Raw genomic sequence first — 20,446 nt, 5'->3', positions numbered from 1 at the left:
GCGATGACAGTTAACGTAGTAACCCTGGTAGGCCGGGTTGGCACTGACCCAGAGGTAAAGTATTTTGAGTCGGGCACGGTGGTGTGCAATTTAACGCTGGCCGTGCGGCGGCGCTCTAGCCGGGACGACAAACCCGACTGGTTTAACCTGGAGCTGTGGGGCAAAAATGCTGAAGTGGCGGCCAACTACGTACGCAAAGGAAGCTTAATTGGCATCAGCGGCTCCCTAAAGCTTGACCACTGGCAAGATCGCTCTAGCGGTGCAGCCCGCTCCAAGCCGGTGGTACGAGTCGATCGCCTCGATTTGCTGGGCTCTCGCCGCGACAACGAGTCAGCGATGACCTACAGCGATGACGAATTTTAGCTATCGCCCCATAACAGGTTTACCCCAGCTTCGCTAGTTGCTTAGCTGGATCTAAGGGGCAGCTGGGCCAACATCCTCTAGCCAGTCAAAGATTTGGCTGAGCTGTTCGGTGGTGACTAGACCGTACTGCCAGAGGGCCATGGGTAGCAGGTTGGTGGTTTGACCCGCCTTGCGCAGTCCCATCGCGATCGCCTCAGACGAGACGGCTAACTCGGTCTGGAGAAACTCAATTAGCTGCTTTTGGCGTTGAGAGGGCATGGTGTGAAGGGCGGAGAGCCGATAGTTAGCGTTTACTATAACGACTCTGACCAGGTTTTGCCTCCGCCCTGCGGAATCTACGCCATTCGACTTAAGGAAGACTACTTAGGACGGCTTTCTAAATAGTCGGTGAGGCGAATCAGGGTGTCATTGAGCTTTTCCTCAATGGTGGGCTCGACCTCGGCGGCGGCCTCTTTTCGTTTGAAGCGCTCAAAGGTGCGGATGATGATGAAGAGCACCAGGGCAATAATTGCAAAGTCGATGACGGTACCCAGGAAGCTGCCTAGGCGAATTCCTGGGCCGACGACGGCCTCACGCCAGTCAGTACCAGCTGACGACAGCAGGGGATTGATAATAGCGGGCATCAAAATGTCTTCCACTAGGGAGCTAATGATGGCACCAAAGGCTCCGCCAATAATTACCGCTACGGCTAGATCGACTACATTCCCTTTCAGGGCAAAGGCCTTGAAGTCATCCCAAAAACTCTGGGCTCTTCCCCGAACGCGTCGTCCGCTAACGCCATTGGCCATAGGTTTGATTCCTCGTAGTATGGATCTATGCACAGGGGCACAGGGACACATTATTACAGGACCCATAAGGAATTTATAAGGAATTTATAGAGTCTGATCCACAAACAGGCATCGTCCTACTGCAAGCATGACCGAGAGCTTAAGGTGGCGTTAACCTCGTCCTGACAACGAGGGCTATAAAATTGCGGCGGCCCGCCTGAGTAAAGACCCATGCTAAACCCGACTCAAGTCGTCGAGCTGCTTATGACAACCCCCAACCATCAAGACGTTGAGGCCGGGGAGACCATCTTTGCGGTTGGCACCGTTGGGGAGGTTATGTATGGGGTAATTGAAGGCACGGTCGAGCTTTGGGTCAACGATCGGGTGGTCGAAACCATCTCTGCGGGAGATGTGTTTGGGGAGGGAGCGCTGGTACAAATTCCCCATCTGCGAGCCTCGACAGCGGTGGCGAAAACCAAGTGCCGTCTGGCGCTGGTCGACGAGGCCCACTTCAAGTTCTTGGTGCAAGAGACGCCGCTGTTTGCCCTGGAGGTGATTCGCAGTCTCTCAACTCGTTTGCGTAAACTCAAAACCGCTTGAGCCGCACCACTTGAGCCGCATGCTAGGGCAGGCCTAGGGCAGGATTATTTACGTTGGCGTAGGGATGACAGGCTGTATGTTTAGCCACCCTTTTTGTTGTCGTCGCCGTCCTATCCTAAACTGCACCTCAGGACGTTAGCGAATACGGTTTAGACCGAGGAGTTACAGGATGGACGCCGCCGCTCTCTGGCAACGCTATAAAGACTGGCTCTACTACCACGAAGGTCTGGGCTTTTACCTAGATGTCAGCCGCATGGGCTTTGACGATGCCTTTGTGGCTGACATGCAGCCCCGCTTTGAAAAGGCCTTTGCGGATATGGCCGCCCTGGAGGCCGGGGCGATCGCCAACCCCGACGAAAACCGCATGGTGGGTCACTACTGGCTGCGCGATGCCGATCTGGCCCCCACTCCCGAACTCAAGCAGGATATTCTCGAAACCCTGACCAGCATTGAGCAGTTTGCCAGTCAGGTACGCACCGGCAGCATTTACCCGCCTGGGCGAGAGCACTTTACCGACGTGCTCTCCATTGGCATTGGCGGTTCGGCGCTGGGGCCGCAGTTTGTTGCCCAGGCGTTAGGGCCAGACTTTCCGCCCCTCGACATCCACTTTATCGACAACACCGACCCCGAAGGCATCGATCGCCTGCTGGCCCGCCTCGAAGACAAACTGCCCACCACCCTGGTGATTGTCACCTCCAAATCGGGGGGTACCGCCGAGACCCGCAACGGCATGGTCGAAGTGCGCACCCGGTTTGAGCAGCGGGGGCTAAACTTTCCTAAGCAGGCTGTCGCCGTCACCGGGCGGGGCAGCAAGCTGGAGAATCAGGCGCTCGGCGAGGGCTGGTTGGCCACCTTCCCCATGCGCGACTGGGTGGGCGGGCGTACCTCGGAGCTGTCGGCGGTGGGGCTGCTGCCGGCCGCGCTGCAAAACATCAGTATTCGCTCCATTCTCGGCGGCGCTAGAGAAATGGATGCCGCCACCCGCGTGCCCGACCTGCGCCGCAACCCTGCCGCCCTAATTGCCCTAGCCTGGTACTACGCCGGCAACGGCAAGGGCGAAAAGGACATGGTGGTGCTGCCCTACAAGGACAGCCTGCTGCTGTTTAGCCGCTACCTGCAGCAGCTGGTGATGGAGTCGCTGGGCAAAGAGAAAGATCTCGATGGCAACCTGGTCTACCAGGGCATTGCCGTCTACGGCAATAAGGGGTCTACTGACCAGCACGCCTACGTGCAGCAGTTGCGCGAAGGGGTGGCCAGCTTCTTTGTCACCTTCATTGAAGTGCTGAAGGATCGATCGGGGGACTCGGTGGAGATGGAGCCCGGTGCCACCAGCGGCGATTTTCTGTTTGGTTTCCTGCAGGGCACCCGCAAGGCCCTCTACGACAACCAGCGCCAGTCGATTACCCTGACCATTCCCGAGGTCAATGCTCATACCGTGGGGGCTATGATTGCGCTGTACGAGCGGGCAGTGGGCTTCTATGCCTCGCTGGTGAATATCAACGCCTACCACCAGCCGGGGGTGGAGGCGGGCAAACTGGCCGCTGCCGGAGTGCTCGATCTACAACAGGCGGTGGTCAACGCCCTGGCCCAAAGCCCACAGCCGCTGACCCTCAATGAACTCGCGGCCCGGGCTGGGGCACCCGACCAGGTGGAGACGATCTATGCGATCGCGCGTCACCTCCACGCCAACCAGCGCAGCCTGGTCATCCAGGGCAACCCTGGGCATCCGGAGGCAATCAAGATCTCGGCTTTGAAATAAATATGTAGGTTGCTGGCTGGCTGGTTTGAATACCCAAACCAGCCAACCCAACTATTAATCGGGAATCCACACGTAGGGGCTGCCCGATACAGTAATGCCCTCAGTCTTAGAAAAGCGGATCACCACCAGCCGAGAGCTGTCGCGGCCCAAATCGAGGTAGCCGCTGGCCCAGACATCTGAGCGCACTACGCCCGTGATTTCGAGTCGATAGCCGCCGGGGGGCAGGTAGAGGGTTTCCTGGCGATCGAAGTTGTGGGGACGGTACACCAGACGGTTGTTGAGATAGACCGAGCCCCAGTCGGTGCCGCGAGCATCGAACTCAACCCGCACCTGCTCAGTCTCGGGGGTCGAGGGCGGGTAGGGGAGAATAATAATCGACGGCTGGCGCAGAATGTTTGGCGACTGCCGAATGATCACTCGCCGATTGGAGCGAATGACACGGTCTGGGTTAACCTCTGCCCCAGCGGAGCTGTTCTCCTGGGCCTGGGCGATCGGTGCCCACACCAGAGCAACCGTGGCGGCTACTCCAAAAAAGAGTCGCCACCAGCGCTGTGACCCCCCTCGGGCGATTTTTGCCCTTTGCCTGCCTGCTTTGGCCCTACAAGACTCGGCTGCCATCCCAACGCTCCTTGACCAGTGGCCTCTAGTTCGATGGTAGTTGCCCCTGGCCCTAATCCAGGGCGGCCTGTGACTCTTAGTCAAGCGGCGGCCCGTTGGCATGTAGATATCCACACCTCAGGCAACCCGCTTAGTTTAGTAAAGTTGACTAAAATCTAAATAAGGAAAAACAGTTTACCCAGGTTTAGCGGCTAAGCTAGCTCTGAAGCCTAATTCAGCTTGGGCGATCGCCCTGACTGGGCACCTAAATCTATTTTGCCAAATCTGTTTCGTTGGAGAGGATAGGGCTTTGAGTAATACCAGCAACTTTCGTGAAGCGATTAGCAAGGCCAAGGGCCAATCCCTAGTCGGCCCCAACGTGATCAAAAACGCCCTGCCCTTTGTGGGCGGTGGCCTAATTTTGACCGCTCTGGGCTCCTTCGGCGGCCTGAGCGTGATGGCCAGCAATCCGACCATCTTTATGCCCACCTTTTGGGTGGCGTTCGTTGCTCAAATTGCGCTTTTCTTTGTGGCCATGAACGTGGCGGCCAAAGGCAACAACAGCACCGCCCTACCGCTACTTGCTACCTATAGCCTGCTCACTGGCTACACCCTCAGCGGCCTACTAGCCGTTGCCCTGGGTACAGCCGGAGTGGGTATCACCGGCATTGGCTTTGCGGCTCTGGCCTGTGGCATTGTCTTTATTGCGGCCCGCCAAATTGGGTCAAACCTCTCAGAAGAAGATGGCTTTGCTCTGACCCGCACTATCGGCATCGGCATAGTTGCTGTCCTTATTGCGGTAGTCGGCCAGTTTATCTTTTCTCTGTTTGGCGGCCCTATTCCCCAGTTTCTTGACATCGCCATCTCTGGCCTAGGCGTGCTGGTGTTTTGTGGCGCTTCGGTGGTTGATTTCTTTGTACTACCCCGCACTTACAAAGACGAGCAGTACCTGTCGGCGGCGCTGTCGATGTACCTCACCTACATCAACCTGTTCGTGTTCATTCTGCGCCTGCTGATTGCCATCAACCGCGACTAATCAGATGGCTGGGGCGATCGCACCCGCCGCAATTGAGCTTTAGTCCAGGTTGAAGAAGCCCCAAAACCAGCTGGTTTTGGGGCTTCTTTGTAGAAAGAATTAGCCTCGATGCGAACCTCTGATACCAATCGTCCATGCCGCTAGCGCGGCACCCCCAACGATAAAAATAGCCATAGCCGGTCCCTGAGCGAAGTCGAAGGGACGGCTATTTATAGAGCAAGTCTCGAATGAATACCCCCGATTGGTAGGGGCGTAGCATGCTACGCCCCTACGGGGTGCCTAATTACGAATCGGAGTTTACCAAGTCGGATTTGGTAGCAGAGCACCTTTCTAAGCCAGGGCTACGCTCCTGCTATCCTGCCCTGCTTGAATCTGACTATTGGTTTGAGGATTAATGCTCGGATTGGACTGGTTTGCGATCGCCGCGTAAACTGCCGCCGCCGCCAGTCGTCCGGTTTGGGCCGCCCCGTTCATATAGCCGTAGTACTCATCGCTGAACTGCTCGCCAGCAAAGGCTAGATTACCCACTGCCACGGTCTGCTGCTGAAGGGGATCCTCAGACTCGACATAGAGAAAGTCTTTGAACTTGAGGTACTGCCCTGGCCTAAAGGTGGTGTAAGCACCGCCAAAGTCAGGGTCTTTAGCCCAAGCCGTGCGGGCATAGCGATCGCCCGCTGCCCCCTGCAATTCCCGCAGGTGAGGGACTGTGCGACCAATCATCTCCCGCCCGCGATCGGCCACATCGCCCTCGGCGCAGCGCAGCTCGTCGCCACCTAGGAAGAACGTCAGCACGCCCTGGTGGTGCTCGGGCTGGCGCTGGGTATCATCCCACAGGCCGCTGTAGCCCAGGTCGCTCCAGGCTCCGCCCGTAAACCCCTTGGGCTGTAGCCAGGGGCGGTGGGTAAATCCGGCAAAGAGTTTTTCGTTGCGGCCAGGGCCACATTCCCGAATAAACTCACGCAGGGTCGTGGGTAGCTCGACCTGCAAATCAATCCGCCGCAGGGCCGGAAACGGCAGGGCTAAGATCACGTAGTCGGCCTCGATCGCCCCCTGGTTGAAGCTCAGGCAGAACCCCTTGTCCTGACTTTGAATGGTCTGCAACCGCCAGCCGGTCTTGACCGGGTGCTGCAGCCGCGCCGCCAGAGTTTGGGGAATGCGCCCGGTGCCTCCCTTAACCAGAAACAGCTCGTCGGCAGTCAGCGGCTCAGCCCGGCGTTTGCGCACCCCGGGCAGGTTGTAGATTAGCTGCAGCGCCGCAGACTCGTGGGCTTCAACGCCGTACTCGGTGCGAATGGTGGCTTCAAGCAGCGATCGCACGTACCGTCGCCCAATTTTGTCGCTGTGCAAATCTAAATAGTCGGCTACCGATAGCGCATCAAACTGAGGCGCGTAGCGATCAAAGTCTTGGACCAGCTGGGCACCATCGCGCCCAATTTGTGCCGCCAGGGGTGTGAGCGCCTCAACCAGTTCCGATTCCTTTAGGGTACGGCCCTCAAAGTAAAAAGCCACCTCTGGAAAAGGCAGGGTCTCGGTCAGGGTACGGCGATCGAAAAGCTCTAGCCCCAGCTCTGCCACTAGCGCCAGCAGATCACGGTGGTCGGAGTTGATGAAGGCCGCCCCCAAATCATTGACCAATCCTGGCACAATCAGCCCCTCACGGGATTGAATACGCCCGCCCACGTAGGGCTTGGCCTCGTAAACCGTGGCGGTTAGGCCCAGCTTTTGCAGCGTGTAGGCGGCATTTAGCCCGGCAATTCCCCCTCCGACTACGGCAATCCGTGGCGCTGAAGTCGGGGTTGGGTGCGTGGGAATTAGTTCTGCCAGGGCCAAAGCCCCTGCGGCCAGGGCTGAGCAACGCAGCAGGCGGCGTCGAGATAGGGCGACACTGGTTGGGGGCCTCTCGCTTTCGCCATCGTCGGCGTCATCAGCATTGCTCAAAGAAAAATCTTCAGACGAAGAAGCCCTCGCAACGGTCTGCTGCAAAAGCTGAAATAAGGACGTGTGTGCCATAAAAATGCCGCTGATCGGCTGACCCGCCCCGCTCAAACACCAGGGGCACCGGAGCAACAGACCAAAAATAGAAGTGAATTTAGCTCAAACCTATTGTAGTTCTACCAATAGACGGTTGGCAGCCGCCTCTGCTCAACTAAAAACTGTGTTTCGCGCCCTATCCTTCCTATACTGATACCTTGGTATCCGTTACCTTTTGTCGTCATCAGAAGTTGCCCCAGACCCGTCGATCTAGATTCAGTTGTTAAGGAGTCCCATGTCTGTCATCCGCGCCCTGCATCAACAGTTGGTCAGCAAAGAACGCTCCGCGGTGGAGATTACCCAGAGCTACCTTGACCAGATTGCAGCCCTGGAACCCCAAATTCGCAGCTACCTGACGGTTACCGGTGAGCAGGCCCTGGCCCAGGCGGCCCAGGTAGATGCCCGCATTGCCGCTGGCGAAGAGATTGGTATGCTGGCGGGTATTCCCATCGCGCTTAAAGACAACCTCTGTACCCAGGGAGTGCGCACCACCTGCGCGTCAAAAATTTTGGAGAACTTCGTGCCGCCCTACGAATCGACGGTAACTGCGAAGCTGCGAGATGCGGGGGCGATCGCTTTGGGTAAAACCAACCTCGACGAGTTTGCCATGGGCAGCTCCACCGAAAACTCGGCCTACCAGCTCACCGGCAACCCCTGGGATGTCAGCCGTGTACCCGGCGGCTCCTCTGGCGGGTCTGCCGCTGCCGTGGCCGCTAGAGAGTGCGCGGTGGCTCTGGGGTCGGATACGGGTGGTTCAATTCGTCAGCCCGCCGCGTTCTGTGGTGTGGTCGGGCTCAAGCCCACCTACGGCCTGGTGTCGCGGTTTGGCCTGGTGGCCTTTGCCTCTTCCCTCGACCAAATTGGCCCCCTCACCCCCACCGTTGAGGATGCGGCTCTGCTGCTTCAGGGTATTGCAGGCCACGACCCCAGAGACTCTACCAGCCTGGATGTCAAAATTCCTGACTACACCCAGTGCCTCAAAACCGATCTCAAGGGCCGTAAGGTCGGCATCATTACCGAAACCTTTGCCGCCGAGGGCATTGACCCCGCTGTTCGAGCGGCGGTCGAAAAAGCTATTCAGCAGCTCAAAGATCTCGGGGCTGAAGTTCAAGACATCTCCTGCCCCAGGTTTTCCTACGGCTTGCCCACCTACTACATCATCGCCCCCTCAGAGGCTTCGTCTAATTTGGCCCGCTACGACGGGGTCAAGTACGGCAACCGCAACAACAGCGACAGCTTGATGTCGATGTACACCAAAACTCGCGCCGAGGGCTTTGGGGCTGAGGTCAAGCGCCGAATCATGATCGGCACCTACGCGCTGTCGGCGGGCTACTACGATGCTTACTACCTCAAGGCCCAGAAGGTGCGCACCCTAATCAAACAGGACTTTGAGGCTGCCTTTAGCCAGGTGGATGTGCTGGTCTGCCCTACCACCCCTACTACCGCTTTCAAAGCCGGGGAGAAGGTCGATGACCCGCTCAGCATGTACCTGGGCGACTTGATGACCATCCCGGTCAACCTGGCCGGGCTGCCGGGGCTAAGTTTGCCCTGCGGCTTTGACGACCAGGGCCTGCCCATTGGTCTGCAGCTGATCGGTAACGCTCTGCGCGAAGACCTGCTGTTTGAGGTGGGCTATGCCTACGAGCAGGCGACGGATTGGCATCAGCGGGTGCCAGGGTAGGGGAGTGGGTGGATGGGGTATGGTCCCTGAGCGGAGTCGTTCGTCCTGTGGACAGGCTTCGCCAACGCGCTAGCGTCTCCCGTGGGGATAAAGGGGGWGGATGGGCGATWTAGGGTGTTGATCGCTGGGCTGGGACGAGGGGGTTTGGTTGGGGCGCTTCTACCGCCGGAAGTCTTTATCCAAACCTTTAGTGACTAAAAAATCGTCACAGGGGAGCATGGGTATATAGAACATATCCTCCATAATGAAGAGCAAGTATTTAGGTGTTCCTGGCGTTGCTGATTGCTTCTGTTCCCCACCTATCCCTCTACTTACTTTCTCTCTACCCTCCCTCCTCCATGTCCATGCTCAAATTTCTTGCTGGTGTTCTGGGCATTGTAGGGATTATTTATCTTTTGCTGTGTGGGTGGCTGTGGCTGGCGCAGCGGCGGCTCATGTATCTACCCAGCCCTGCCATGGGGGCTACCCCAAGTGCCTTTGGCCTGGCCTACAGCGATGTGTGGATTCCGCTGGCTGAGGGTGGTGGGCAGCTACACGGCTGGTGGTTGCCAGCAGACAATGGCGATGAGCTGACTATTCTGTACCTCCACGGCAACGCCGGGAATGTCTCTAGCAATTTGGGCAAGGCTGTTCAGCTGCGATCGCTGGGTGCTTCTGTCCTTGCGATCGACTACCGGGGCTTTGGCCTCAGCTCAGGGCCGTTTCCCGATGAGCAACGCCTCTACGAAGACGCCCTGGCGGCCTGGCAGTTTTTGCAGCACGAAAAGCACGTTGCGCCCAACCATCTGGTTGTCTATGGCCATTCCCTGGGTGGGGCAATTGGCATTGAGCTAGCCAGCCGCATTCCTCACCTGGCGGGCCTGGTGGTAGAAGCGTCATTCACCTCTATGGGCGATATGGCCGCTCTGTCCTCGTACAACCGCTGGTTTCCAGTCAGTCGGTTACTCAACCAGCGGTTTGACTCACTGGCTAAGGTCAGCCGTCTGAAGGTGCCTACGCTATACCTGCATGGCCTGGCCGATGGCTCGGTGCCAGCGTTCATGAGTGAAGCCCTCCATCGCGCCAGTGGTGGACCAAAGGCTCTATGGCTCGTACCCAATGCTGACCACAATGATCTGCCCAACTGGGCGGGCGACGAGTTTGACCAACGACTGCGTCAATTTTTGCAGGACCATGTTTTGGTGCAGCACTGAGCGCCCGGTGGCTTTGCAAAGCTGGCGTAAAACCCATCGCTCCTGGGCTGGGGATTTCCATGAATTTGCTATCGTTAGGGCCATAGCTATAAAGCGATCGCCCTAATTATCGGCGATCGCTTTTAGCTATCCGGGGGCAGACTCGGCAACGGGTGCCAACCCCCGCTGGCTACTGCCCTAATCCTTATTCATTTCCCTATAGAACCTTGTATGGCCCGTCTTTCTACAGAACTTAACCGCTACTTCTTTGAAGAGGTCGGCAAGCCCCAGGTGACCCTGAAAGAGATTCTCACCCTGGCTGGAGAGCGCACCTTTGGTTTTCTGTTTGTGCTGCTGGCCCTGCCTTCGGCTCTGCCGGTGCCCGCCCCCGGCTACTCAACCCCCTTTGGCATTGTGATGTTTCTGCTGGCGGTACAGCTAATTGCCGGGCGCACTCGCCCCTGGATGCCAGAGGGCTGGAACCACAAGCAGTTTGACCTGGTTTCGGTGCAAAAGATCGTCAAGGCGGGCAGTCCCTGGCTGCGGCGGCTGGAGGCGGTTTCTCGGCCTCGCCTGACACCCGTATGCACTAGCCTGGTGGGGCGTACCGTGCTGGGCATTGCGATCGCGCTGATGTCGATTTCGATGATGATCCCCATCCCAGGCACCAACACGCTGCCCGCCATGGGTATTTTCGTCACCGGCTTCGGTCTGCTCGACGACGACGGCATCATCAGTCTGGGCGGCCTGGTGCTGTGCCTGCTGGGGGGCAGCCTGACCACGCTAATTCTGCTGTTTGGCTACGAGGCGGTCAAAACCGGAATTGAGTTTCTGCTGCAGCGCTAGCTGGCTTCCTTAACTGACGCCTAGGGTTAGGCTCCAGCTCAGCAGGGTGCCAGTGGCACTGGGGGCGCTGTCTACGACGCGCAGTCGCCAGGTGCCCTGGGCCGGTTGACCAATCAGCCGCATCAGGGCTGGGGTTGTTTGCAAGCTGTAAATCTGGCGCAGCTCCGTTTGTCGGCCCAGGGTACGGCCTTGAATGAGTACAGTAGTGCCGCCCGGCGCAACTAAGCTCATGCTTAGGTCGCCCAAAAAAGCGTGGTCAACCCTAACCGCTACCTGCACATCGCTAACGGTGCCGGTAGCCGCGATCGCCACGCTGCTCTCTACCCCGCTGGGCTGATTGTCTGGAACCGCTGCCGAAGTTTGGTTTTGCTGCTGCACTACTCGACCCAGCTGCCGACCGGCAAAGGCACGCTGCTGGGCCTCGCGCACCGCTGCGGCCGCATTCACCTTGCCATAGCCAAACCACTGGGAGTGGCCGTTGGCATTGTAGGTGCCGTACTGTAGGCCCAGCTGGGGGTCAGGGGTGCGATCGACCAGTTTGTCGGCGGTAGCCTGAAGAATTTCGCGCACCTGCCGGGCCGTTAGGTTGGGGTTGACCGAGAGCATGAGCCCTGCCACCCCCGCCACCACCGGGCAGGAGCTAGAGGTGCCGCCAAAGGCATTGGTGTAATCGTCGCTGGAGTAACCAGCTGCCTGGGTGCGATCGCTGGTAACCATGCCCAAGCCCGGCAAATACTGCCGCAGCGGCGGGCCTGTCGCCACGCTCCCCACCTGGGGCAGGGCCATGCTGGGGGGCGCATTGTTGCTGGGGGCGGCCACGGCAATATGTTCGCCCCAGTTGCTGTAGGCGGCCTTAGTGCCCAGGCTGGTTGAGGCCGATACCGCAATCACATCGGGGTGAATGGCAAACCCGCTCAGCCACCGAGTGGAGCCGCTGAGAGTGTTGGGGGGCCACTGAATTTCGTTGATCGTGCCGCTGACCGGGCGGTTGGCGTTGCCCGCCGAAAACACAATTACGCAGCCTTTGCCGTTGCGTCCGGTGGTGGCGGCCCGCGTCAGCGCGTTGGTCTGCCGCAGGGTGAGCGGAAAATAGTTGGTCGCGGGCGACCAGCTACAGACAATTACCGCTGCCCCCCGGCGCGCAGCCTCATCGAACAGCTGCTCAATCGAGCGATCGTCGATAAAGCCCGTTGTGCGAATCGGCATAAAAGCGCAGCCGGGGGCCACCCCCACAATACCAATGGCGTTTTCTTCCCCAATTACCAGGCCCGCCACCGCTGTGCCGTGGTTCTCATCTTGCTTAGTGGGCAGGGGCAGGGCGTCCTTGTCTTGGAGGTCGATCGGGGCCACTAGCTTGCCCACACCCTGGAGGTCAGGGTGGTTCAGGTCAAAGCCGTCGTCGCTGACGGCAATTACCACCGATCGCGCTCCCCGCGTAATATCCCAAGCGGCTTCGGCAAAGATGTGCGACCCCGCCGCCAGATTGGCTCCGCCGTTGTGGGAGAGGTGCCACTGCTGGCGGTAGCGATCGTCTGTAGGTCGGTAGAGGCTGCCGGTTTCGATCGCCAGGTTGGGTTCTGCCGCCAGCACCCCATTCAAGGCGATCAGTCGGTTGGCTAACTTGATAGGGTTTTCGGTAGCGGCTGAGGTGGCTCTGACCACAAACGTATTCGGAATGCCCACCAGGGGTTTTTCAATCGCTAGGCCCAGGTCTCTGAGGGTGGCGTCGATGGCGGGGGCGGCCGTTTCAGGGGTGAACTGCACCGTGAGCTGATCGGTCAGGTAAACCCAGGTTTGAGGGCTGTCGGCCAAACGGTACACGTGGCTGGCAAACAGCACCTCTGGGTTGCGGCGGGCGGTGGCCAGGGCGGTTTCGAGGTCAGTTGCGGTCACCTGCCATTCCACCAGCTCCCCCCCGGCTACCGCCCGCAGCGCAATGGGGTTAAGGCGCTGGCGCAGGGGCTCCAGGGCGGCAGGGGCGCTGAGGCGAGTTGTAAACCGAGTCGGCACCTTTTCTAACAGCAGTTCCTCGCCACCGCGCTGCAAAATTTCTCCCCAAAAAGCACGGCGGGGGCCGTCGCCAGGCACACGAGGATCGGCAGGAGATGCGGTCATGGGTAATTGAGCCAGCGGCGGGAACTTTTCGTCAGCGAAACAGTCTGTGACAAGGTTATGGCGCTGGGGAGAACCCCTGGGGCAGTTGCCCGACTGGCCCCAAAACCGGCACTGCGCCATACCGAGATGATAAGATACCCCAGTGTTTTTCAGTTTAGTTGTCCCTCACCCCCTCGTATTCATGGTCGCTTCTCCTCGTTTTTTGCGTTATACCGTGGGCGGTTGGGCCGCCGCTGCGCTAACTGTAGCCCTGGTAGGGGGGATGTCTGGAGCAGCTCTGGCCCAAGCTGACCCGGTACGCCCGCTTAATCAGGCCAGCAGCTCCTTGAGTATTGCTGCGGGGCAGCAGCTCATGACCGAGGCCAGCGCTGCGATCGCTGAGCAAAACTATGACCTGGCCGAAGAAAAGCTCAAGCAGGCCAGAGACAGCTTCAACCAAATTTCGACCTTTTATCAAGAGCTGGCCCAGATGTTTGTCGGGGTTGACACCCAGATCAACCGCAGCAACCGCGAAAAAGCGCTTGAAACGGCTCAGCTGCGCGACCAGGCATCGTACCAGCTGGCGCTGGTCTACCGCTCGCAAAATCAGCCCAACGAAGCGGTACCCCTGCTGATGGAAATTTTGCGCAGTCAGCAGCCGACTCGTGAGCTGGGGCAGCGCGCCTATCAACAGCTATTTGAACTCGGTTTTGTCGATGAGCCCTACGCTGGCCGGGCCGCCACCACCCCCGCCGAACCCGCTACGCCAGCCGAGTAGGCGATACAACAGCCCTTTTTTCGATCACCTATAGCCAGATTCAATGCCTCTGGGGTTATCTAGTGGGCGTTGCTCCTGGCAATATGGGATTAGGGGATTTGAGTACCCCAGCTACCTGTCCCACAAGGAAACTCCGTCATGATTACTCCCGATCAGGTTAGCGCCATGATTAAAGCTGGGCTCCCCGACGCCAGCGTGCAGGTGCAAGATTTAACTGGCGGCGGCGACCACTACCAAGTGGTCGTGGTATCGTCGCAGTTTGAGGGGTGTAGCCTAGTGCAGCAGCATCAGCTGGTGTATAAGGCGGTGCGCGAGGCCATGTCCTCCGAAGCCATCCATGCGCTAGCCTTGAAGACATATACCCCAGAAGATTGGGCTGCTCAAAGCGCCTAGACCTAAATTTTTCTTTGCTTCAACCGTTTAACCCCATTCTGCAAGGTATCGACGTTATGGACTCGGCAACTAAAGAAAGACTCGACCAGCTGGTGCAAAACAACACCATCATGGTGTTTATGAAGGGCAACAAGCTCATGCCCCAGTGCGGTTTTTCCAACAACGTGGTGCAAATTCTCAACGTTTTGGGCGTGCCCTTTGAAACGGTTGATGTGCTGGCTGACCCAGAAATTCGCCAGGGCATTAAAGAGTACTCCAACTGGCCTACTATTCCCCAGGTGTATATCAACGGCGAGTTTGTCGGTGGCTCCGACATTCTCATTGAGCTGTACCAAAACGGCAAGCTCCAGGAGATGGTTGAGATCGCAATGGCGTCTTAGGAGAGGCCTGGCAAAGGAGATTCTTCCTTTGCTCAAAATCTCAGCCCGTGTAGGGTGGGCACTGCCCACCCTATAGAAACCCAACGCCTGCAAGCTAGGCGGTATAGGTAGCGCTGAGACCGAGCGATCGCAGCCCCCGGCGGTAGGTAATCGAGGTTTTGTCGGCCCCGATGTGTGACTCTGCGGCCATGTCCAGGGGCAGATCTTCGGGATATTGAGCTTCTACGACCTCTTTGTCCTCCTCAAACACCTGGTAGTTAAACTCGTACACCGGCTCTAAGGGCATGTCCTTGTCGAAGTTGCGGCAGATGGGCACAAAGACACGAGTTTTACGGGCCGATACCGGGCTGGCCGCGTTGAGAATGCACAGCCGTCCCTCTCCCGGAAAGTGCACCGTGAGCCGCGCTGTGAAAGGCAAAAACACTTCAAACACCCGCAGCCACTTAAAATCTGCCGGAGCACGGTCTTGCATTGCCTTAGGAAAATTGCTCACGGTGCTGAAGTATTCCGCCCGTAGGCCGTGCTCGGTGGGTGTGACTTCGTAGCGGGGCACCACCGGATTATTGATATCGCCGAAGGTTTTGGTGTGCACCCAGGCGAAATGGGCCACGTCTAAGAAGCCCTCTATCTGTCGCCCCGCCGCCGCGTTGAGATTTACCGCATCGGGCAGAATTTGCTGGTACTCGGGGTCGTTCCACTCGGGCAGGGCGGGCAGGGAGTATTGCCCGCCGCCGCTGAGGTTCGTCCAGACCAGACCATAGGCCTCTTGGGCCGGATAGGTTTTGAGACACAGCTTTTTCGGAATGCTGGCCTCGGGGTTGGCGGGCACTTTGACGCACTGACCATCGGCGGAGTAGTGAAAGCCGTGGTACTTACACACCAGCTCATCGCCTGTCACCCAGCCCATACTGAGGGGCACACCCCGGTGCAGGCAGATATCGTTGGCGATCGAAAGGCCGCCGCTGGTGCGCCAAATTACCAGCCGCTGGTCGAGCAGGGTAGCGGTTACCGGCTTGTCGGTCACGTCGCGGCTAAAGGCAATGGGGTACCAGAAGGGATAAAGCGCGTCCCAGTCGGACTCGGTAAAGGTGCATCCCCTGGGGTAAATCTGCGGGTGGGCCATGGTTGCATCTAGCATGGTTGCGTTCAAGATTACGACTAAAAAACTTTTAGTCAGCAATAGCAGACCCAATAACCCTACGTCTGACACTGGCAATACAGCTTGGGAGGCAGGCCGCAGGAGCCGGAGCTTGCTAGGGTATAGCTCTGGCTAGGTCGCTGAGGGTAGGTTCAATAGCCCATCGCCAAACTGGAGTTAGCGACCTGGCAGATAGCGATCGCCACTAATTTGCTGCAAAAAGTGTCACAACCCTGGTGGCGAAGGCTATAAACCCAAATCAACGCCTAACCCGATGTCTCTAGCCACTTTGCCCGCTGACTTTCAGCAGCGCCTCGATCGCTCGGCCATTACGCGCCCTATGGTGGTGCTGTGGCTATTGGCCGCCAGCCTGATCGCCCTTGACGGGTTTGATTTCTTTATCATTGGGGTGGCGCTGCCCTTTCTGCAGCGTGACTTTAGCCTAGGGCCAGCGGCGGTAGGGCTCGTGGCCTCGGCTGCCGTCGCCGGGTCGCTAGTCGGTTCCCTCACCCTCGGCCCCCTGACCGATAGGGTCGGTCGCCAGCCCATGCTGGTGGCAGATGTGATTCTTTTTGTGGTGGCAACCGCCGGTACGGCTCTAGCCTGGAACCTGACCTCGCTGGTGGCCTTTCGCTTTTTGGTAGGTGTTGCCATTGGGGCCGACTACCCAATCAGCGTCGCCTATATCGTTGAAAACGTTCCTACCCGCCATCGCGACCGGCTGGTAATTGGAGCGTTCTCGTTTCAGGCGGTGGGGGCGCTGCTGGGGGCGATCGCCGGTATTCTAGTCATGCAAACCTTTAACCGGGCCTACCCCAGCAACGACCTGATGGCTATTCACTATGCCTGGCGCTGGATGCTGGCGATCGGGGTAGTGCTGGCGATCGGGGTAGCGCTGCTGCGGCTACGGGTTTCCCTGGAAAGCCCAGCTTACCTATTAGCTAAAGGAGACTGTGGAGCGGCTTCAGCGGCCGCTTCGGTGCTGTTGGAACAGTCAATTACTTTGGTACCCGAGGCCGTTGCCACCGCCGCTACCCCTGCCCTCTCGTACCCAGATTTATTCGCTCCGGCCTACCGCCGCCAAACTATTTTGGCGGCGGTGCCCTGGTTCTTGCAGGATATCGCTACCTACGGGGTGGGCATTTTTACCCCGGTTATTTTGGGCGCGCTGGCCTTTAGTCAGTCTACTGGTCTGATGCCCCAAACCCTGGCAGCGGCCCAGGGCTCAGCCCTGGTCGATCTGTTTTTAATCGGCGGTTTTCTGCTGGCGCTGCTGCTGGTGAAGCCCCTGGGACCAATTGTGCTGCAAATTACCGGCTTTTTGGGTATGGCGGTGGGGCTGGGGCTGCTGGCTGCTTCAACAGCCTTGCCTGAGAGCAGCCGCGCGGCCCTAGAGCTGGTCTTTGAGGGCTTTTTGCTGTTTAACCTGCTGATGAATGCTGGCCCCAATGCCACCACTTTCTTACTCTCAGGGGCCGTCTTTCCGGCAGCAATTCGCGCTAGCGGAGCGGGCCTAGCGGCAGCTGTGGCCAAGGGCGGGGCCGTAGTTGGCACATTAGGACTGCCGGTTTTGCAGCAGGCGCTGGGGCTGGCACCGACGCTGGTGCTACTGGCGGTTTTGTGTGTCGCAGCGGCGCTGGTGACCGTTGCCTTTCGGGTGGATACGGCAACGGCAAAAACGGCAGAGACAGTGGATTCAGCTAGCCCTGAGCGCACTGTTTAAGGGGTTTAGCAAGTACCCCTATCCGCTACAAACTGTCCGCTGAGATCGACCAAGGGATGCTCTAACCCGCTGTGGCGATCGCCGCCGCTTCTTCACTTTCGGGGGCTACTTCTTCAAAGCGAATAACGTCTTGACGGGGGCTGGCGTGGCTGACTCGCACCTGCAGCTGTTCGCCCAGCGCCACGGCTCGGTTGAAGCGCATGGCCAGCTCCAGGCCCAAGTCTTCGACCATAATCAGCCCCAGACCTTCGTCTTCCCGCAGCCAGCGCAGCAGCATTACCTCCCAAACCCGGTCCTGGTGACGGCGTAGGTATTCTAAAGCCCAGTAGCGCTTGGTTTGGCGCTCGACTAAGGTGGCTTCGTAGGCGGCAGAACTGGCCCCGATCGCCAGCTCGGTCACCTCAGTTGACGAAAAGGGCAGCGGCTCGCCCCGCAGGTGGGCCTTGAGCTGAAAGTGAGTGACCAGATCGAGGTAGCGGCGAATGGGGGAGGTCACCTGGCTGTAGCTGTCTAGCCCCAGGGTGGCGTGGCGACTGGGGGTAACACCCACTTCGCTGCGGGTCATGCAGCGGCGAATAGCAGAATCGCGCACCCAGCCCGTGGGCAGCGAAATCAGCTCTTCATCGGAGGGCAGTTCGGGCTGGGGCTGGCTGCGAAAGGGAATGGCTAAATCATGGGTTTGGCCGTAGCGAGCGGCGACTTCGCCGGCCAAAATCATCATTTCGGCCACCATTTGCCGCGCCACCGAGTCGTTGAATACCTCGATCACAATGTCGTCTTCGGCCTCAGACACCTTGATGCTCGACTCGGGCATGTTGATGCTGATTGCTCCCTGGGTCAGTCGCCACTGACCTCGCACCTTGGCCCAGTGGGCCAATCCCTGTAGCTCTGGCTCAGCGGTAATGCCCAGCTCTAGCATTTCATCGACGTCGTCGTAGGTGAGGCGGTAGGTGGGGCGAATCAGCGTGGGGTGAATTTGGTAGTCTTGAATGTCGCCGTCGGCGGTGAGGGTGATGCCAAAGCTGAGGGCACAGCAGGTTTGGCCCTGAATCAGGCTCATGGCTCCGGTCGCCAGCTCCATGGGGAACATGGGAATCATGCCGGTGGGCAGGTAGACCGTGGTACAGCGGCGACGCGCCTCTAAATCGAGGTCATCGCCGGGCAGCAGCCAGCGGGTCGGGTCGGCAATGTGAACCCAGAGGCGTTGAGTGCCGTCTTCTAAGATTTCCAGGCTGAGGCCGTCGTCGATTTCCTGGGTGCTGGCATCGTCTACGGTGTAAACCTTGAGGTGGGTGAGGTCTAACCGTTGGGCATCGGGGTCGGGTGGCGGAGACTGAAGACGCTGCTGCGCCATAGTAAGGATTTCCTCAGAAAAATGACTGGGAATTTGGCTACGCCGTAGAGCCAGATTTTCGTGGACGCTCCACAGTCCCAGTGCCACTAGGGTATCAAATGCGCCCGCCGCTGTCGGGGCACTACCCAACGCGTTAAGAATCTCTACGGCCTGGGGGCGCTGATTCGACTCATCGCCAAACAGGGCCAGGCGTTCAAGGGTTTCGAGGCGGGGGCGATCACCCTTGTCCCAATCTACTATTTCACCCGCCAATCCCTGGCGAGCCTTGGTCATAAACGACTCCCACTCCTGCTGGCGCTGGGTTTCGCGCTCGATTTGCAGGCGCAGTTCGTCAACCTGGGCAGCGGGGCGGGGTTCGTAGCGATCGCCCTTCTGCTTGAAAAAAACTTTATCTTCCGCCAGCAGCCGATGGGCCGCGTAGCAAAAAGGGGGGGTTTGTTCTGAAAACAATAGCTGCGCCAAAGCTGCCGGGTCGGCAGACTCCCCGGCTTCGCTCAAAAACTCCCAGGCGATCTCCAAGCTGGACGGATCGATGTAGGACTCGGCCTCAGCGGCAAAGGGGCCAATATCAGCAGGTTTGTAGGTATCGCCGACGACCTCGTAGATGAAGTCGCGCGGGTGCAGGGTGTGGGCTTGACCACGCTCGTCGACAACCACCCAGTTTTTTTTGCCCTCGGGCCGGTCTACTACCCCCAAACGGGGCTGCCCCTGGTGCTTAAATTCGACTAGCGTTCCTTTGTCAACCAAGCCAACACCCTAGCGATCGCCATCTTTAGCCTAGCCTAGCCTTCCCCATTCACATAGGGCAGCAGGGCAATAATGCGGGCACGCTTGATGGCAGTGGTGAGATCCCGCTGTTGTTTAGCGGTCAAGCCGGTGATGCGGCGGGGCAAAATTTTGCCGCGCTCGGTGATGAACTTACGGAGCAAATCGACATCTTTATAGTCAATTGGGTCTCCGGGCTTGATTGGAGATACTCGACGACGGAAGTAGGCCATGGGTGATAATTACTTGATTTCTTTGTGGACAGTGTGCTTGTTGCAGTGAGTGCAGAACTTCTTCAGCTCAATGCGGTTCGTCGTATTGCGACGGTTTTTTTGGGTGGTGTAACGCGATACACCGTTGGAGCGCTTGTCCGGGTTAGTCCGGCACTCTGTGCACTCCAGGGTAATGACGAGGCGGACGCCTTTAGCCATGACAGTTCACCTGAAAATAGGGCGGGCAAAAAATTAAGACACAGCCTTCTATTATTTCACAGCTGGCCCAGATTCGCCAATTATGATTCAGGTCGTGATCCGGAAAAACGGGGAAAAGCACAAAACTTATTGGGCCTAACCCTTGACTCTACAGCCAGCTAGAAGCTTCAGAATGTAGCTATTGAGAGCTTAGAGGTCTGTGATGACGATTGAACTGAAGGTGCCAAATTTGGCCTGCTCCGCCTGCGAAGAAACCGTAACCAAAGCGGTTAAGGCGATCGACCCGACGGCCCAGGTGAGTGCCGACTCCAAAACCAAGCAGGTGAGTGTTGACAGTAGCGTCTCAGAGGCGGCTGTCAAGGCGGCCATTACCGACGCTGGCTATACCGTTGCCTAAGCCAGCACAACAACCCGGTTTCCAGACCAGCATGCCTATCTCCTAGTGCAACGTCAGGAATAAAATCAAGCCTTTCGTAGGTTGGGTGGCGCGCTAGCAGAACCCAACAAAACCCTTGCTGGTGTTGGGTTCCACTGCGTT

Annotated in this window: 21 protein-coding genes; 12 read left to right on the top strand and 9 right to left on the bottom strand. The window is 58.3% G+C overall.

All coding sequences use genetic code 11. The annotated features are described in order from the left end of the window. The first annotated feature begins 3 nt into the window (after positions 1-3). Entirely contained in the window at positions 4-363 is a 360-nt protein-coding gene (locus tag IQ265_RS11920; RefSeq protein ID WP_194053695.1) for a single-stranded DNA-binding protein, read from the top strand. 51 nt (positions 364-414) lie between these two features. Here IQ265_RS11920 and IQ265_RS11915 read toward each other — a convergent pair whose 3' ends face one another. Continuing rightward, a complete protein-coding gene (locus IQ265_RS11915) occupies positions 415-621 on the bottom strand; it encodes a DUF2949 domain-containing protein (protein ID WP_035984934.1) in 207 nt (68 codons plus the stop codon). Between the two features lie 101 nt (positions 622-722). Continuing rightward, positions 723-1,151, bottom strand: coding sequence for a large conductance mechanosensitive channel protein MscL (gene mscL / locus IQ265_RS11910; protein WP_194053693.1), 429 nt, complete (start codon positions 1,149-1,151; stop codon positions 723-725). Positions 1,152-1,361: 210 nt separating this feature from the next. Here mscL and IQ265_RS11905 point away from each other — a divergent pair, with 210 nt between their 5' ends. Next, positions 1,362-1,730: a Crp/Fnr family transcriptional regulator gene (locus IQ265_RS11905; protein WP_194053691.1), complete on the top strand. Its 369-nt coding sequence runs from the start codon at positions 1,362-1,364 to the stop codon at positions 1,728-1,730. A gap of 169 nt (positions 1,731-1,899) precedes the next feature. Beyond that, on the top strand, positions 1,900-3,489 hold the full coding sequence (locus IQ265_RS11900) for a glucose-6-phosphate isomerase (protein ID WP_194053689.1): 1,590 nt from the start codon (positions 1,900-1,902) through the stop codon (positions 3,487-3,489). Positions 3,490-3,543: 54 nt separating this feature from the next. Here the strand turns inward: IQ265_RS11900 and IQ265_RS11895 are convergent, their stop codons facing one another. Next, positions 3,544-4,107, bottom strand: coding sequence for a hypothetical protein (locus IQ265_RS11895; protein ID WP_194053687.1), 564 nt, complete (start codon positions 4,105-4,107; stop codon positions 3,544-3,546). A 289-nt stretch (positions 4,108-4,396) separates the two neighbouring features. On the opposite strand from IQ265_RS11895, the gene IQ265_RS11890 reads away from it, so the two are divergent. Further along, complete coding sequence (locus IQ265_RS11890) at positions 4,397-5,122, top strand: Bax inhibitor-1 family protein (protein WP_194053685.1); 726 nt, start codon at positions 4,397-4,399, stop codon at positions 5,120-5,122. Positions 5,123-5,452: 330 nt separating this feature from the next. Here the strand turns inward: IQ265_RS11890 and IQ265_RS11885 are convergent, their stop codons facing one another. Further along, complete coding sequence (locus IQ265_RS11885) at positions 5,453-7,132, bottom strand: NAD(P)/FAD-dependent oxidoreductase (RefSeq protein WP_194053683.1); 1,680 nt, start codon at positions 7,130-7,132, stop codon at positions 5,453-5,455. Between the two features lie 256 nt (positions 7,133-7,388). Between IQ265_RS11885 and gatA the strand changes: the two genes are divergently transcribed. The 3 genes from gatA to IQ265_RS11870 all read left to right on the top strand — a co-directional run bounded on the left by gatA (position 7,389) and on the right by IQ265_RS11870 (position 10,852). Beyond that, the gene (gene gatA / locus IQ265_RS11880; RefSeq protein ID WP_194053681.1) at positions 7,389-8,834 is read left to right on the top strand and encodes an Asp-tRNA(Asn)/Glu-tRNA(Gln) amidotransferase subunit GatA; all 1,446 of its coding nucleotides are present in this window, start codon (positions 7,389-7,391) and stop codon (positions 8,832-8,834) included. A gap of 344 nt (positions 8,835-9,178) precedes the next feature. After that, positions 9,179-10,027, top strand: coding sequence for an alpha/beta fold hydrolase (locus IQ265_RS11875; protein ID WP_228037826.1), 849 nt, complete (start codon positions 9,179-9,181; stop codon positions 10,025-10,027). Between the two features lie 210 nt (positions 10,028-10,237). After that, positions 10,238-10,852 (top strand): exopolysaccharide biosynthesis protein, encoded by a 615-nt coding sequence (locus IQ265_RS11870; protein WP_194053679.1) that lies wholly within the window; start codon positions 10,238-10,240, stop codon positions 10,850-10,852. A gap of 9 nt (positions 10,853-10,861) precedes the next feature. Here the strand turns inward: IQ265_RS11870 and IQ265_RS11865 are convergent, their stop codons facing one another. After that, a complete protein-coding gene (locus IQ265_RS11865) occupies positions 10,862-12,967 on the bottom strand; it encodes a S8 family serine peptidase (RefSeq protein WP_194053677.1) in 2,106 nt (701 codons plus the stop codon). A 181-nt stretch (positions 12,968-13,148) separates the two neighbouring features. On the opposite strand from IQ265_RS11865, the gene IQ265_RS11860 reads away from it, so the two are divergent. The 3 genes from IQ265_RS11860 (at position 13,149) to grxD (ending at position 14,497) form a co-directional block, all read left to right on the top strand. Continuing rightward, complete coding sequence (locus IQ265_RS11860) at positions 13,149-13,724, top strand: hypothetical protein (protein WP_194053675.1); 576 nt, start codon at positions 13,149-13,151, stop codon at positions 13,722-13,724. Between the two features lie 138 nt (positions 13,725-13,862). Continuing rightward, positions 13,863-14,117, top strand: coding sequence for a BolA family transcriptional regulator (locus IQ265_RS11855; RefSeq protein WP_194053674.1), 255 nt, complete (start codon positions 13,863-13,865; stop codon positions 14,115-14,117). Between the two features lie 56 nt (positions 14,118-14,173). Beyond that, positions 14,174-14,497 carry a Grx4 family monothiol glutaredoxin gene (grxD, locus tag IQ265_RS11850; RefSeq protein WP_194053923.1) on the top strand — a complete coding sequence of 108 codons (324 nt, stop codon included), beginning with the start codon at positions 14,174-14,176 and terminating at the stop codon, positions 14,495-14,497. A 94-nt stretch (positions 14,498-14,591) separates the two neighbouring features. On the opposite strand, the gene IQ265_RS11845 is transcribed toward grxD, so the two are convergent. After that, positions 14,592-15,635 carry an aromatic ring-hydroxylating dioxygenase subunit alpha gene (locus tag IQ265_RS11845; protein WP_194053673.1) on the bottom strand — a complete coding sequence of 348 codons (1,044 nt, stop codon included), beginning with the start codon at positions 15,633-15,635 and terminating at the stop codon, positions 14,592-14,594. A gap of 274 nt (positions 15,636-15,909) precedes the next feature. Here IQ265_RS11845 and IQ265_RS11840 point away from each other — a divergent pair, with 274 nt between their 5' ends. Next, positions 15,910-17,358, top strand: coding sequence for an MFS transporter (locus IQ265_RS11840; RefSeq protein ID WP_194053672.1), 1,449 nt, complete (start codon positions 15,910-15,912; stop codon positions 17,356-17,358). Positions 17,359-17,419: 61 nt separating this feature from the next. Here IQ265_RS11840 and IQ265_RS11835 read toward each other — a convergent pair whose 3' ends face one another. The 3 genes from IQ265_RS11835 to rpmG are packed head-to-tail and all read right to left on the bottom strand — an operon-like array spanning position 17,420 to position 19,908. Continuing rightward, positions 17,420-19,459 (bottom strand): ribonuclease R family protein, encoded by a 2,040-nt coding sequence (locus tag IQ265_RS11835; protein ID WP_194053671.1) that lies wholly within the window; start codon positions 19,457-19,459, stop codon positions 17,420-17,422. Between the two features lie 35 nt (positions 19,460-19,494). After that, on the bottom strand, positions 19,495-19,710 hold the full coding sequence (gene rpsR / locus IQ265_RS11830) for a 30S ribosomal protein S18 (RefSeq protein WP_017298240.1): 216 nt from the start codon (positions 19,708-19,710) through the stop codon (positions 19,495-19,497). Between the two features lie 9 nt (positions 19,711-19,719). Then, positions 19,720-19,908, bottom strand: a complete 189-nt coding sequence (rpmG, locus tag IQ265_RS11825) for a 50S ribosomal protein L33 (RefSeq protein WP_072015960.1) — start codon at positions 19,906-19,908, stop codon at positions 19,720-19,722. Between the two features lie 202 nt (positions 19,909-20,110). Here rpmG and IQ265_RS11820 point away from each other — a divergent pair, with 202 nt between their 5' ends. Continuing rightward, positions 20,111-20,305, top strand: a complete 195-nt coding sequence (locus IQ265_RS11820; RefSeq protein ID WP_194053670.1) for a heavy-metal-associated domain-containing protein — start codon at positions 20,111-20,113, stop codon at positions 20,303-20,305. The last annotated feature ends 141 nt before the right edge of the window (positions 20,306-20,446 follow it).

This window comes from Nodosilinea sp. LEGE 06152, from assembly GCF_015207525.1.
Lineage (GTDB): Bacteria > Cyanobacteriota > Cyanobacteriia > Phormidesmidales > Phormidesmidaceae > Nodosilinea.
The sequence above is the reverse complement of the archived record's forward strand: the minus strand, read 5'-3'. Positions and strand labels throughout refer to the sequence as shown.